The organism is Paraburkholderia sp. GAS334, from assembly GCF_050436625.1.
Classification (GTDB): Bacteria; Pseudomonadota; Gammaproteobacteria; order Burkholderiales; family Burkholderiaceae; genus Paraburkholderia.
On record NZ_JBNDMO010000015.1, the window covers coordinates 97,428 to 110,488 of the forward strand.

The following is a 13,061-nucleotide window of genomic DNA, read 5'->3' on the forward strand; positions in this document are numbered from 1 at the left end:
GCGGCGCACGGTTTCACTCGAAGGAGGCGATACACGATGAAAGCACACGCGCAACGACTCATCGCCGCGCGCCTCGGGCTCGGGCTGCTCACGCTGTTGCTGGTGTCGGCCGCGGTGTTCGCGATCACCGGCCTGCTTCCTGGCGATGCGGCTCAACAGGCGCTCGGCCAGGCCGCCACACCCGAAGCCGTCGAGGCGCTGCGTCATCAGTTCGGCCTCGATCAGCCTGCGTTGCAGCGCTACTTCCAGTGGCTCGTGCACATGCTGAGCGGAAACTTCGGCCAGTCGCTATCGAATAATCTGCCCGTGAGCCAGCTGATCGCCACGCGTCTGCCAAATTCGCTGGTGCTGGCGGGGCTCACCGCGCTGGTGTCGGTGCCGGTTGCGCTCGTGATCGGCATCGCCTCCGCGATGTTCCGCGGCTCGCTGCTCGACCGCGCGCTCAACGTACTGACGCTGTCGACGGTCGCCGTGCCCGAATTCCTGATCGCGACCGTCGCCGTGCTGATTTTTGCGGTGAAGCTGCGCTGGCTGCCTGCGCTCTCGTATCTGTCCGAGGTTTCGTCGTTCGGCGCCCTGGTGCGCATCTACGCGATGCCGGTGATGACACTGTGCTGCGTGATCGTCGCACAGATGGCACGGATGACGCGTGCCGCCGTCCTCGATCAGCTCAACGCTTCGTATGTGGAGATGGCCGTGCTGAAGGGCGCATCGCCGATGCGCGTCGTGCTGCGCCACGTGCTGCCCAATACGATCGGGCCGATCGCCAATGCGGTGGCGCTGAGCCTGTCGTATCTGTTCGGCGGCGTGGTGATCGTCGAATCGATCTTCAACTATCCCGGTCTTGCGAGCCTGATGGTCGATGCCGTCACGAATCGCGATATGCCGCTCGTGCAGGGCTGCGTGATGGTGTTCTGCGTGGCGTATCTCGCGCTCGTGCTGATCGCCGACCTGTGTCAGATCGTATCCAACCCGAGGCTGCGTCAACGATGAACCGACCCGCCACTTCCCATGCCACGACCGTTCTCTATTCGGTATCCGAGAACGGCGAACCGGACGATCGCGTTGAGCCGTCATCACGTGATCCGCTGCCGGAAACATCGGCCGCTCCGGTTGCGAGCACCGGCGCACTGCGCCGCTTCGTGCGACGTTTTTCGCTGCTCGGTCTGATCGGTTTCGTCATTGTTGTGTTCTGGCTCGCAGTCGCATTCATCGGGCCGCTGGTTGCGCCGTACAACGGCGGCGCGCTGACATCGACGGAGATTTTCGGCCATTGCAGCGCGGCGTATCCGCTCGGCACCGACTTTCTCGGCCGCGACATGCTGAGCCGCATTCTTTACGGCACGCGTTATACGGTCGGCCTCGCGCTTGCGGCGGCGGTGCTGGCAAGCTGCATCGGCACGTTTTTCGGCCTGCTTGCCGCGGTGTCGGCGCGCTGGGTCGATGAAGTGCTGAGCCGCCTGTTCGACGCGTTGATCTCGATTCCGAGCAAGGTGCTCGCGCTGGTCGTGATCGCGGCGTTCGGCTCATCGATCACGATGCTGACGCTGGTCGCGGCGCTCGCCTATATCCCCGGCGCGTTCCGCATCTCGCGCTCGCTCGCGGTGAACCTGATGGCGCTCGAATACGTGCAGGTCGCGAAGGCGCGCGGAGAAGGGCTGTTTTATATCGCGCGCGTCGAAGTCCTGCCGAACATGATCCATCCGATGCTCGCCGATTTCGGCCTGCGGTTCGTATTCATCGTGCTGCTGCTGAGCGGGCTGAGTTTTCTCGGTCTCGGCGTGCAGCCGCCGGACGCCGACTGGGGCTCGCTCGTGCGCGAGAACATCGGCGGGCTCGCCGAGGGCGCACCGGCCGTGCTGATGCCGGCTGTCGCGATCGCGACGCTGACCGTCGGCGTGAATCTGTTGATCGACAGCGTGCGGCGCCACAGCGGCCGTGGCCAGGGAGCCGGAAAATGAACATGGTCGAAGTGAAGGGCCTGCGCGTGGTCGCGGGCGCCGTGCCGGACTCGCTGACCGAAATCGTGAAAGGCGTCAGTTTCACCGTGAAGCAGGGCGAGGTGCTGGCGCTGATCGGTGAATCGGGTTCCGGCAAGACGACGATCGCGCTGGCGCTGCTCGGCTATGCGCGCGCGGGCTGCTCGATCGCGGGCGGCTCGGTGCGGATCGGCAACGTCGACGTGCTGGCGCTCGACGAAAAGGGCCGCCGGGCGTTGCGTGCGCGCACCGTTGCCTATGTCGCGCAGAGCGCGTCCGCCGGCTTCAATCCGGCGCGCACGATCATCGATCAGGTGACCGAGCCCGCGCTGCTGCACCGCCTGATGACACCGGCTGCAGCGCGTGACAAGGCGATCGGGCTGTTTCGTTCGCTGGCGCTGCCTTCGCCGGAGACGATCGGCGACCGGTATCCGCACCAGGTGTCGGGCGGCCAGTTGCAACGTTTGATGGCGGCGATGGCGTTGATCACCGATCCCGCCGTGGTCGTGTTCGACGAGCCGACCACTGCGCTCGATGTGACGACGCAGATCGAAGTGCTGGCGGCCTTCAAAAGCGTCGTGCGTGAACTCGGCACGACGGCGGTGTATGTGTCGCACGATCTTGCCGTCGTCGCGCAGATGGCGGACCGCATCGTCGTCCTGAACGGCGGCACGGTGCGCGAGAACGGTTCGACGTTGCAGGTGCTCGACGCGCCTGTCAACGATTACACCCGTCAGTTGCTTGCGGCAACCCGTCGTCCGGAATCCGGATTGACGCTCGGTGCGGCGCAGGACAACGCACCACCCGTGCTCGAAATTCACCGGCTGAGCGCCGGCTACGGGCGCGTCGACGCGAAGGGTGTGCCGGCGGTGCGCGTGCTCGACGACATCAGCCTGCGGATCGCGCGCGGCAGTGCGCTCGGCGTGATCGGCGAATCCGGTTCGGGCAAGACGACGTTGGCGCGCGTGGTGGCCGGTCTGGTTGACCGCGCGCACGGCGAAGTATTGCTCGACGGCAAACCGTTGCCCGCGAAGCTGTCACAACGCACGCTCGACCAGTATCGCCGCATCCAGATCGTGTTCCAGAACGCCGATACGGCGTTGAACCCGAGCAGCACGATCGCCGACATCCTCGCGCGGCCGATGAAGTTTTATCACGGCCTGAAGGGCGCCGCGGCGCAGAAGCGGATGCTCGAACTGCTCGACCTCGTGAAGTTGCCGGCATCGATAGCGAAGCGGCAACCGGGCGGACTGTCGGGCGGCCAGAAGCAGCGCGTGAATCTCGCGCGCGCACTCGCCGCCGATCCCGCGCTGATCCTCTGCGACGAAGTCACGTCGGCGCTCGATACGGTGGTCGGCGCAGCGATTCTCGATCTGCTCGTCGAACTGCGCCGCGAACTCGGCGTGTCGTACATGTTCATCAGCCACGACATCTCGACGGTGCGGGCGATCTGCGACGAAGTCATGGTGTTGTACGCCGGGCAGCGCGTCGAAGCGGGGCAACGCGACGTGCTCACTGCGCCGCCGTATCACCCTTACACGGGATTACTGGTCGATTCGGTGCCGGCATTGCGGCCGGGCTGGCTCGATTCGCGCCGTGCCGTAGCGAGTACTGCATTGCCGCCCATGGCCGCATCGACCACGCAGGCGAACCAGGCCGGCGATCTGTGCGGCTTCCGCGCGCGCTGTCCGGTGCGCATCGACGGGAAATGCAACGTGACGGCGCCGTCCATGAAGAAGCTGTCGAGCGGCGCGGAAATTCTTTGCCATCATTCGGAGGCGGAACTGGCCCGCATCCAGACGATCGAGGCGGTGCACGCATGAAAGCCCGTTTTGTACGCGTCGCGGAAACGGGACGCAAGCAGTTTTCCATCACAGTCGACGGCGTGACGACGCAGGCCGCCGAAGGCGACACCTTGATGGTCGCGCTGCTGACCGCACAGGACGCCTTACGCGATTCCGAGTTTGGAGATGCACGCCGTGCGGGATTCTGTCTGATGGGCGCATGCCAGGACTGCTGGGTCTGGACCGCGGACGGCGAACGCCTGCGCGCCTGCACGACGCCCGCGGCGCCGGGCATGTCGGTGCTCACGCGTCTGAACGATCGCACGGAGGGCGTATGGCCGCGCGGGTGATTGTGATCGGCACGGGGCCGGCGGGTGTCCGGGCGGCTGCGGCGCTCGTCGAAGCGGGACTGCGGCCGGTCGTGATCGACGAGGGCCGGCGCGACGGCGGACAGATCTATCGGCGGCAACCGGAAGGGTTTTCACGTTCGTACAAGACGTTATATGGGACGGAGGCGGACCGGGCCGCTTCACTGCATCGCGATTTCGATGCACTGCGCGAGAGCGGCCAGATCGACTATCTGCCCGAGACGCTGGTCTGGAACATCGGGCCGAAGACCGTGCATGTGGTCAGTGGCACGCGTTACCGGCAACTCGGGTTCGATGCGCTGATCGTCTGCAGCGGCGCGACCGACCGCTTGATGCCGGTGCCCGGCTGGCATCTGGCAGGCACGTACAGCCTCGGCGGTGCGCAGGTCGCGTTGAAGTCGCAAGGCTGCGCGATCGGTGCACGGACCGTGTTCATGGGTACGGGGCCGCTGCTGTATCTGGTCGCCGCGCAATATGTGAAGGCGGGCGCGACGGTGTCCGCGGTGCTCGACACGTCCCGTTCGCTCGACCGGTTCCGCGCGTTGCCGCAACTGCTCGCGATACCCGCTGCCGTGCGCAAAGGCATGGCGCTCCTCGGTGTGCTGCGACGGGCGCGCGTGCCGGTGCATCGTGGCGTGACGCCGGTTTTGATCGCCGGTTCCGCGGAGCATGGCGTGACCGGCGTGCAGGTGGCGTTGGCCAACGGCGAGCGGTTGTCATTCGATTGTGATGCCGTGGGTCTCGGCTATCACCTGCGTCCTGAAACGCAACTGGCGGATCTTGCGGGCTGCGCGTTCCGTTTCGACGACGCGAGCCAGCAGTGGCTACCCGAGGTCGATACCGATGGCCGTTCGAGCGTGGCGGGCGTGTACCTCGCCGGTGACGGCGCACGCGTACGCGGCGCCGATGCGGCGGAACTGTCGGGGCGCCTTGCCGCACTCGCGGCGCTGGACGATCTCGGCATCGCCGTGCAGGGCGCCGACCGGGTCCGTATCCGGCTCGCGCGTTTCAGCCGTTTCGCGGCGGGCTTGCGCGCGGCGTTTCCATGGCCCGCGCGTTTCGCTGCGAGCCTGCCCGATAACACCATCGTGTGCCGCTGCGAAGCAGTGACGGCTGGCGAGTTGCGCGGCGTCGTCCGCGAAACCGGCGCACAGGAAGCGAATCGCGCGAAGGCATTTTCGCGCGTCGGCATGGGCCGCTGCCAGGGGCGCTTCTGCGCCCATGCCGCGGCCGAAGTGATCGCGGCTGAAGCGCGTGTGCCGCTGTCATCGGTTGGGCGGCTGCGTGGCCAGGCGCCGGTGAAGCCGCTGCCGATGGCGCTCGACGCGTCGAATGAAGTCCCGGATTGCGATAGTCAACGTAAGCAACGTACGCACCATGCGCAGCATGGGCGGGATGAATCGAACGAAGCACGGGAGTTCAGCGAATGAGTCAGCAAGCCGACGTGATCGTCATCGGCGGCGGCATCATGGGGACGTCGACCGCGTTTTTTTTGCGGCGGCGCAACCGTTCGGTGGTGCTGCTCGAACGCGGTTTGACCGGACAGCAGGCAAGCGGCGTGAATTTCGGCGGGATTCGCCGCCAGGGTCGTGCGTTGCCGCAACTCGCGATCGCGAATCGCGCGCTGGCTACCTGGCGTCGCGCGCGGGAACTGCTCGGCGAAGATGTCGAATTTCTCGCGTCGGGCCACACGCGTGTCTGCTATCACGCGCACGACGCCGAATACTTCGATCGCTACGCCGCGGACGCACGCGCCTACGGTCTCGACCTCGAAGTGCTGCATGGCGCGGCCATGTTCGAACGGTTTCCGTTTCTGGGCCGTGAAGTGCTGGCCGCTTCGATCTCGCCGCTCGACGGGCACGCCAATCCGCGGCTCGCAGCACCGGTATTCGCCCGCGCGGCGGCGCGGCTCGGCGCGCAGATCGTCGAGAACACCGAGATCGTGCGTGTCGAAAAAGAGGGCGGCGAGTTCCGGGTCGAGAGTTCGACCGGTGACGTCTATCGCGCGCCTCAACTGGTGATCTGCGCGGGCGCGTGGGCAACCCGGCTCAGCGAGCAGTTCGGCGAGCCGGCGCCACTCGTCGCGCGCGGACCCCAGATGGCCGTGACGGAACCCGTACCGTATGTGTTCCGTGCGTCGATGGGCGTGTATACGTCGCTCAAGGCAGAGAGCGTGTACTTCCGGCAGATTCCGCGCGGCAACATCATCCTCGGCGGCGGCCCACCCGGTCCCGCCGATGCTGCGACATGCCGCGCATCCGTCCTGCCGGAAAATACGATCGGGCAGATCGCACAGTTCCGGCGTCTGGTGCCGGCGATCTCCGCGCTCAACGTGATTCGCGTATGGAGTGGTGTCGAAAGTTATCTGCCCGATGGCGAACCGGTGATCGGACCCAGCGCGAAGATCGACGGCCTGTTCTATGCGTTCGGTTTCTGCGGTTCGGGTTTTCAGATCGGGCCGGGTGTCGGCGAGACGCTGGCCGAACTGATCGACGCCGGCCACACGCCGATTCCGCTCGACGCCTTTTCCATCAGACGATTCCTGAGCGCGCCGCACGCACACACCGTCGCGCCAACAATCGAGATTTCTTCATGAACACCTTCAATCAATCGATGCCCCGCGCGCCCGCGCCTCTCGACAACGCGCTTGCTTTCATCGAGTCGCACTTCGATCAGGCCGTGAGTCTTGCGCAACTTGCGGACATGTCGGCGTTGAGCGTGTCGCGTTTTGCGACTGTGTTCCGGCAGCAGTTTGGGTTGTCGCCGTACAAGTATCTGTGCGGCGTGCGCGTGCGGCGCGCGCAGACGCTGTTGCTCGCGGGCATGCCTGGATCGGTGGTGGCGGCGGAAGTGGGCTTTTTCGACCAGAGTCATCTGGCGCGGCACTTCAAGCGCTTTTGCGGCATGACGCCGAGTTCTTTCCTGCAAAGCGCGCGCGCAATCAAGGCCGCGTAAGGTTCAACCAAGCACGAGACCTGACTGCTTCAGCGCCGCGCGCAAACCAAGGTCTGGATACGTGCGATCGACGATGCGCATATCGTTGCGCATTTCTTCGATCAGCCAGTCGCAGACTTCGGTGACGATCGGCCGCGCCGGCCGGCTCACGGGCCATACGAGACAGCAGCGGCGGCTCGTCGTGATCAATTCGGCCTCGGCGGGCATCAGTGCGGCTTGCGCCAGCCAGTGCGACACCACGTTGAGCCAGCCAAGCGCGATGCCCTGACCGAGCAGCGCAGCCTGCACGACGATCGCGTAATCGTTGAAGCTCAGCATGCCGGCGACGTGCCGCCCGTGTCCGGCAAACGCCGCGAAGCGGTCGTGCCAGCCGCGCTCTTCGTCGTCCATCACGATCACCGTGTCGCCGTGTTCGCGATGCGCATCGGTTTGCGACATCTCGTGATAACGCTGATTGCACACCGGCAATAGCGTTTCCGGCATCACGAACACGCTGTTCTCGTCGATCTCGTCTTCGCGCAGAAAACGCATGCCCAGATCGACGTCGACGAGCGGCCCGCCAATGCGCCCGGAAATCAGCTGAAAACGCAGATCGATGGACGGAAACGCCTGATTCAAACGGCTCATGCGCGGCATCAGCCAATGCGTCGTAAAGCCCGTCGACACCGACAGCGTGACCGATTCCACGCCCGTCGAGCGTGCCTCGATTTCGCGGATCGCACTTTCGATGCCGCTAAAGCCTTCCGAAATCTTCCGATACAGGATCTTGCCGTTTTCGGTCAGTTCGATGCCGCCGCGCACGCGCTCGAACAACCGCACGCCGATATGGTCCTCCATGCGCGCGAGCATGCGGCTCACAGCGGGCTGGCTGACATACAGTTCCTGTGCGGCGCGCGTGAAGTTGCCGCAGCGCGCGGCTGCCTCGAACACGAACAGCGCGTTGGCGCTGGGCAGTTTCTTGCGAAGGTTTGGCATGACCTGATGTTATGCCCGATCCAACAATTTGGGAATTGCCGCCAAAAACATCGCGACTTATATTTTCTTCAATGCAGGCTTTCTAGCGAGACAGACGTCATGGATGCACGAGCGAAAACGGGGGTTTCCATCCGGTCGGCAGTGAAGCGCTACGGTCCGGTGGTCGCGCTGGACGACGTCTCACTCGATATCGCGCCGGGCGAATTCGTGTCGTTGCTGGGACCGTCGGGTTCAGGCAAGACGACGCTGCTCGGCATTCTCGGCGGCTTCGTTCAGCCGAGTTCGGGCACGGTCTGGGTCGGCGAACGCGACATTACATTTGCGCCGCCGCACAAGCGCAACATCGGCATCGTGTTTCAGAACTACGCGCTCTTTCCGCATATGACGGTTGGCGAGAACGTCGCCTTTGCGCTGCGCGCGCGGCGCGAGCCGAAAGCGGGCTGGGCGAAAAAAGTCGCCGATGCACTTGCGATGGTCGAATTGAGCGGCTACGAAGGGCGCGGCATCAGCCAGCTTTCGGGTGGTCAGCGCCAGCGTGTCGCGCTTGCGCGCGCAATGGTGTTCGAGCCGCAACTCATTTTGATGGACGAGCCGCTCTCCGCGCTCGACAAGCAGCTGCGCGAAACCATGCAGATCGAACTGCGCCGCCTGCATCGCAAGCTGGGCGCGACGATTGTCTATGTCACGCACGATCAACGCGAGGCGCTCACGATGAGCGACCGCGTCGCGGTGCTGAAGAACGGCAAGCTCGTGCAGATCGATACGCCGGAGCGTCTGTATGACCGGCCGTGCGATGCGTTTGTCGCGAGCTTTATCGGCGAAGCGACGCTGCTCGGTGTGAGCCGCGCGGGAGACGATGCCGTCAGGCTCGGCGAAACCGTGCTGCGCACTGCGCATCCGCTGCCGCGCGGCGACAGGTTGCTGCTCGCCGTGCAGACCGAAAAGCTCGTGATCGACGGCAACGATGCGCACGCGAACGCGAATCGCCTGTCGTGCCGCGTCACTGAAGTGCTGTACCAGGGCGAAAGCCTGCGCGTGTTCGCGACGCTTGCCGACGGGACGGCCATCAGCTTGAGACAACCTGGCAATTACGAAGCGCGCAAGCGCATCCCCGAACCGGGCGCGCAGATGACGGTCGCGCTCGATCCGCTCGACACCATCGTTGTGCCCGCCTGATTTCACTCGCCGCCCGCGTACGGGCAATTCCGCTTTCGGATTTCACGCAACTGCAAAGGATGAAGCAATGAAGCTCACCGATTTCAAGGTCCTGACGTTCGATGTCGTCGGCACGCTGATCAACTTCGAAAAGGGCGTGCTCGCGTCGGTGCGACGCCTGGGCGGCGCGGCGGCGAAAGACCTGACCGACGAACAGATTTTCGAACCGTACATGCGCGGCCGCGCGGCCTGGCCGGGCCGTTCGAGCCATGAAATGGCGAACGTATATCTGTCGCTCGCAAAAGAACTGGGTTTGCCCGACGACGCGCAATCGGCCGCTGCATTTCAGCGCGACGTGCTCGAATGGCCCGCGTTCGAAGACTCGGTGGCGGCGCTCAAGCGCCTGCGCAAGCACTATCGGCTGGTGGCGATGACGAATGCGGACCGCGTTGCGTTGTCGGCGTATGCGCATACGCTCGGCGATCCGTTCGACGATACCGTCTGTTGCGATGAAACCGGCGTCGCGAAACCCGATCCGCAATTCTTCGCCTACAACCGTGGTCGTCAGGCGGCGTTCGGCTTCAAGTTCGGTGAGATTCTGCATACGGCGCAAAGCCAGTATCACGACATCGGCATCGCGACGAAGCTCGGTTATGCAACGTGCTGGATCGAGCGCCGCCAGGGTCTGAAGGGTTTCGGCGCGACGCCGGTGCCCGAAGCGGTAACCGCGCCGACGTTCAAATTCGCGACGCTCGCCGCGCTTGCGGACGCCGTCGAAGCCGAAGCACGCGCGGCCTGATCATGCTCGCCCCGACCACACCGTTGCGCCCGCAACCCGATTCGCTCTGGCGGGCGATGGCCGCCAGAGCGCCCGTGACACACGCGCCCGTCAGCACGGGCACGCCGCTCAATCGCGATCTGATCGTCGACGTGGCGGTGATCGGCGCGGGTTATTCAGGGCTGGCGGCGGCGTATGCGTTGCAAAAGCGCGGCGTCGATTGCGCGGTGTTCGACGCGAACCCGGTGGGTTGGGGCGCAAGCGGCCGCAACGGCGGCGTGGTGTCGTCGAAGTTCAGGCTGTCGTTTCCGACGATCGAACGCATGCATGGTCTCGACACCGCGCGGCGCATGCATCGTCTCGCGCATGATGGCGTGCGCGTGGTCGAATCGCTCATCGACGAATTCAAGCTGGAGCGCGCGCAGTTCGAGCATACGGGCAGCCTGCGCTGCGCGCATACCGGGCACGCGTTCGCCGCGATTCGCGCTGAAGCCGACTGGGTGCGCACGGCGCTCGGCGACACGTCGATGACGGTGCAATCGCGTGAAGAAGTGACGCACGAGACGGGATCGACAGGATTTGTCGGCGGCGTGTTGAGCGCGGACGCGGGCACGATCTTGCCGCTCGAATATGTGCGCGGCCTTGCACGCGGACTCACGGCGCGGCATGTGCCGATCTACGAATCGACGCCGATCGTCGAGATGACGCGCGCGCGGACCGGCCCGGGCGTCACGCTGCGCACGCCTGGCGGCACGGTGCGCGCGAAGCAGGTGATCGTCGCGACGAATGCGTATTCCGGGCTGACTTCCGCGACCGCGCCGTATCAGCGCGAACTCGTGCCGTTTCGCAGCGCGATGATCGCGACCGGGCGGCTGTCGCCGGAACTCGATGCGAAACTGATGCCGCAGCGGCGCAGCTATACGGAAACGCGCCGCATGATGAAGTGGTTTCGCAAGGTCGACGGACGCATGTTATTTGGCGGCCGCGATGCGTTCGGCAAGGAAGGCGAGGACACCGGCTTCGATGCGTTGCAACGCGCAATGGTCGCGCTCTTTCCCGATCTGGCGAGCGTGCGTGTCGAGTATCGCTGGTCGGGTTATGTCGGCATGACTTTCAATGCGTTGCCGCATGTCGGGCGCAGTGACGACACGACGACCTTTTGTCTAGGGTATAACGGTGCAGGTATCGCGATGGCGAGCCTGCTCGGCCAGCATGCCGCCGCGCTTGCGCTCGGCGAGACGCCTGAGCTTGCGCTGCTCGCGCAGCAGGGCTTGCGGCCGGTGCCGTTTCATTCGTTGCGCGCGCCGGGCGTTCGGCTCGTCGCTGCGTGGTATCAGTTTCTCGACGCCGTAGGTGCATGATGACGACAGCCAAACGGATTCTCGAAGGACACGCGTTGATGCCGGCTTCCACAATCGATCCGTCGGTGCGTCATCAGCAGCGCGAAGATCGCGCGATGCTGCTGTTGCTCGCGCCGGCGCTGTTCGTGATCGTCGTGTTGCTGGTGGTGCCCCTTGCGTGGCTGTCGTGGCAGTCGATCTGGCACGACGGCGGCTTCACGCTCGCGAACTACCAGCGCATGTTCACCGGCACGTATCTCGACACGTTTCTGCTGACGTTCAAACTGAGCTTCGTCGTGACGGCGATCACGCTGCTGCTCGGCTATCCGGTTGCGTATTTCGCGACGTCGCTGCCGCCGAAGCTGAGCGCGCTGATTCTCGGCATGGTGATTCTGCCGTTCTGGACGAGCGTGCTCGTGCGAACTTACGCGTGGCTCGTGTTGCTGCAACGCACGGGGCTCGTCAACAAGGCGCTGATGGCGAGCGGGCTGATCGATCATCCCGTACAGCTCGCCTATAACCAGTTCGGCACGATCATCGCGATGGTGCATATCCTGCTGCCGTTCATGGTACTGCCGCTCTATTCGGCGATGCAGAAGATTCCGTCGAACCTGTCGCAAGCGGGCGCGAGTCTTGGCGGCTCGCCGCTGCATGTGTTCTGGCGCGTGTTTTTGCCACTGTCGATGAGCGGCGTCGTCGCGGGCGTCACGCTCGTCTTCATTCTGTGCCTCGGCTTTTACATCACGCCCGAGTTGATGGGCGGCGGCAAGTCGATCATGGTGTCGATGGTCGTGAGCCGCAACGTTGAGATCTATAACAGCTGGGGCGCGGCGAGTGCAGTGAGCGTCGTGCTGCTGATCTGCGTGTTCGCGATCTTCTACGCCGCGAGCCGCGTGATTCCACTTGAAAAGACGCTGGGCGCGAAATGAACAGGATCTCATTTGGAAGAATCGTTCTTGGCGCGGGGGTCGTGCTGATCCTCGTCTTTCTGATGCTGCCGATTCTGATTGTCGTGCCGCTGTCGTTCTCCGATACGCGTTTCATGACGTTCCCGCCGCCCGCGTATTCGCTGCGCTGGTATCACGCGTTCTTCGATAACCCCGCGTGGATCGACGCCGCCCGCACGACGCTGATCGCGTCGGTCAGCGCCGCAATCATCGCGACGCCGCTCGGCATCGCCGCCGCTTACGCGTTGCAGCACGGCACGCACTGGATCATGCGTTATCTGCGGACCTTGCTGATGCTGCCGTTGATGGTGCCGATCATCATCGTCGCGGTGGGCGTGTTCTTCGTGTATTCGCAGGCGGGTTATGTGAACACGCTCGGCGGGCTGATCGTCGCGGATACGATGCTCGGTTTGCCCTACGTGCTGATTTCGGTCGGCGCGGATCTGCGCACGTTCGATCGCTCGCAGGAGATGGTCGCGCGCAGTCTCGGCATGAACCGCTTCCGCAGTTTCCTGACCGTGACGCTGCCGCAGATCAAGGCGAGCGTCATCTCGGGCGCGGTGTTCGTGTTCATTCAGGCGCTGGATGAAACGGTTGTCGCGCTCTTCATTTCGGGCGGATCGAATCAGACGCTGACACGGCGCATGTTCGTCACGTTGCGCGACGAAATCGATCCGACCATCGCCGCCATCAGCACGATGCTGACGGCGCTCACGCTGTGTCTGGTGATGATCGTCGTCGTGAGCCGGCGTTCGTCGATGGCGCGCGCCTGATTCCATT

General features: G+C 64.5%; 13 protein-coding genes. 12 read left to right on the forward strand and 1 reads right to left on the reverse strand.

The window, feature by feature from the left end; all coding sequences use genetic code 11:
* Nucleotides 1-36 precede the first annotated feature (36 nt).
* The 7 genes from P3T21_RS24800 to P3T21_RS24830 are packed head-to-tail and all read left to right on the forward strand — an operon-like array spanning nt 37 to nt 7,086.
* Complete coding sequence (locus tag P3T21_RS24800; RefSeq protein ID WP_429258600.1) at nt 37-993, forward strand: ABC transporter permease; 957 nt, start codon at nt 37-39, stop codon at nt 991-993.
* On the forward strand, nt 990-1,961 hold the full coding sequence (locus P3T21_RS24805) for an ABC transporter permease (RefSeq protein WP_429258601.1): 972 nt from the start codon (nt 990-992) through the stop codon (nt 1,959-1,961). Before P3T21_RS24800 ends, P3T21_RS24805 begins: the two co-directional genes overlap by 4 nt.
* Complete coding sequence (locus P3T21_RS24810; protein WP_429258602.1) at nt 1,958-3,802, forward strand: ABC transporter ATP-binding protein; 1,845 nt, start codon at nt 1,958-1,960, stop codon at nt 3,800-3,802. The genes P3T21_RS24805 and P3T21_RS24810 overlap by 4 nt, the downstream gene beginning before the upstream one ends.
* A complete protein-coding gene (locus P3T21_RS24815) occupies nt 3,799-4,113 on the forward strand; it encodes a (2Fe-2S)-binding protein (protein WP_429258603.1) in 315 nt (104 codons plus the stop codon). The genes P3T21_RS24810 and P3T21_RS24815 overlap by 4 nt, the downstream gene beginning before the upstream one ends.
* On the forward strand, nt 4,098-5,561 hold the full coding sequence (locus P3T21_RS24820; RefSeq protein WP_429258604.1) for an FAD-dependent oxidoreductase: 1,464 nt from the start codon (nt 4,098-4,100) through the stop codon (nt 5,559-5,561). Before P3T21_RS24815 ends, P3T21_RS24820 begins: the two co-directional genes overlap by 16 nt.
* The gene (locus P3T21_RS24825) at nt 5,558-6,727 is read left to right on the forward strand and encodes an NAD(P)/FAD-dependent oxidoreductase (RefSeq protein ID WP_429258605.1); all 1,170 of its coding nucleotides are present in this window, start codon (nt 5,558-5,560) and stop codon (nt 6,725-6,727) included. The genes P3T21_RS24820 and P3T21_RS24825 overlap by 4 nt, the downstream gene beginning before the upstream one ends.
* On the forward strand, nt 6,724-7,086 hold the full coding sequence (locus P3T21_RS24830) for a helix-turn-helix domain-containing protein (RefSeq protein WP_429258606.1): 363 nt from the start codon (nt 6,724-6,726) through the stop codon (nt 7,084-7,086). The genes P3T21_RS24825 and P3T21_RS24830 overlap by 4 nt, the downstream gene beginning before the upstream one ends.
* Before the next feature lie 3 nt (nt 7,087-7,089).
* Here the strand turns inward: P3T21_RS24830 and P3T21_RS24835 are convergent, their stop codons facing one another.
* Nucleotides 7,090-8,061 (reverse strand): LysR family transcriptional regulator, encoded by a 972-nt coding sequence (locus tag P3T21_RS24835; protein ID WP_429258607.1) that lies wholly within the window; start codon nt 8,059-8,061, stop codon nt 7,090-7,092.
* Nucleotides 8,062-8,160: 99 nt separating this feature from the next.
* On the opposite strand from P3T21_RS24835, the gene P3T21_RS24840 reads away from it, so the two are divergent.
* The 5 genes from P3T21_RS24840 (at nt 8,161) to P3T21_RS24860 (ending at nt 13,054) form a co-directional block, all read left to right on the forward strand.
* Complete coding sequence (locus P3T21_RS24840) at nt 8,161-9,237, forward strand: ABC transporter ATP-binding protein (RefSeq protein ID WP_429258608.1); 1,077 nt, start codon at nt 8,161-8,163, stop codon at nt 9,235-9,237.
* Between the two features lie 67 nt (nt 9,238-9,304).
* Nucleotides 9,305-10,015, forward strand: a complete 711-nt coding sequence (locus tag P3T21_RS24845) for an HAD-IA family hydrolase (RefSeq protein ID WP_429258609.1) — start codon at nt 9,305-9,307, stop codon at nt 10,013-10,015.
* A 2-nt stretch (nt 10,016-10,017) separates the two neighbouring features.
* The gene (locus tag P3T21_RS24850; RefSeq protein WP_429258610.1) at nt 10,018-11,355 is read left to right on the forward strand and encodes an NAD(P)/FAD-dependent oxidoreductase; all 1,338 of its coding nucleotides are present in this window, start codon (nt 10,018-10,020) and stop codon (nt 11,353-11,355) included.
* Nucleotides 11,352-12,263, forward strand: a complete 912-nt coding sequence (locus tag P3T21_RS24855; protein ID WP_429258611.1) for an ABC transporter permease — start codon at nt 11,352-11,354, stop codon at nt 12,261-12,263. The genes P3T21_RS24850 and P3T21_RS24855 overlap by 4 nt, the downstream gene beginning before the upstream one ends.
* Entirely contained in the window at nt 12,260-13,054 is a 795-nt protein-coding gene (locus P3T21_RS24860) for an ABC transporter permease (RefSeq protein WP_429258612.1), read from the forward strand. The genes P3T21_RS24855 and P3T21_RS24860 overlap by 4 nt, the downstream gene beginning before the upstream one ends.
* Nucleotides 13,055-13,061: the final 7 nt, after the last annotated feature.

Bases quoted from the DNA above. Each gene is read 5' to 3' on its own strand.
- P3T21_RS24825 (WP_429258605.1), top strand. From the start codon at position 5,558: ATGAGTCAGCAAGCCGACGTGATCGTCATCGGCGGCGGCATCATGGGG.
- P3T21_RS24860 (WP_429258612.1), top strand. From the start codon at position 12,260: ATGAACAGGATCTCATTTGGAAGAATCGTTCTTGGCGCGGGGGTCGTG.
- P3T21_RS24850 (WP_429258610.1), top strand. From the start codon at position 10,018: ATGCTCGCCCCGACCACACCGTTGCGCCCGCAACCCGATTCGCTCTGG.
- P3T21_RS24800 (WP_429258600.1), top strand. From the start codon at position 37: ATGAAAGCACACGCGCAACGACTCATCGCCGCGCGCCTCGGGCTCGGG.
- P3T21_RS24810 (WP_429258602.1), top strand. From the start codon at position 1,958: ATGAACATGGTCGAAGTGAAGGGCCTGCGCGTGGTCGCGGGCGCCGTG.
- P3T21_RS24815 (WP_429258603.1), top strand. From the start codon at position 3,799: ATGAAAGCCCGTTTTGTACGCGTCGCGGAAACGGGACGCAAGCAGTTT.
- P3T21_RS24835 (WP_429258607.1), bottom strand. From the start codon at position 8,061: ATGCCAAACCTTCGCAAGAAACTGCCCAGCGCCAACGCGCTGTTCGTG.
- P3T21_RS24820 (WP_429258604.1), top strand. From the start codon at position 4,098: ATGGCCGCGCGGGTGATTGTGATCGGCACGGGGCCGGCGGGTGTCCGG.
- P3T21_RS24845 (WP_429258609.1), top strand. From the start codon at position 9,305: ATGAAGCTCACCGATTTCAAGGTCCTGACGTTCGATGTCGTCGGCACG.
- P3T21_RS24855 (WP_429258611.1), top strand. From the start codon at position 11,352: ATGATGACGACAGCCAAACGGATTCTCGAAGGACACGCGTTGATGCCG.
- P3T21_RS24805 (WP_429258601.1), top strand. From the start codon at position 990: ATGAACCGACCCGCCACTTCCCATGCCACGACCGTTCTCTATTCGGTA.
- P3T21_RS24830 (WP_429258606.1), top strand. From the start codon at position 6,724: ATGAACACCTTCAATCAATCGATGCCCCGCGCGCCCGCGCCTCTCGAC.
- P3T21_RS24840 (WP_429258608.1), top strand. From the start codon at position 8,161: ATGGATGCACGAGCGAAAACGGGGGTTTCCATCCGGTCGGCAGTGAAG.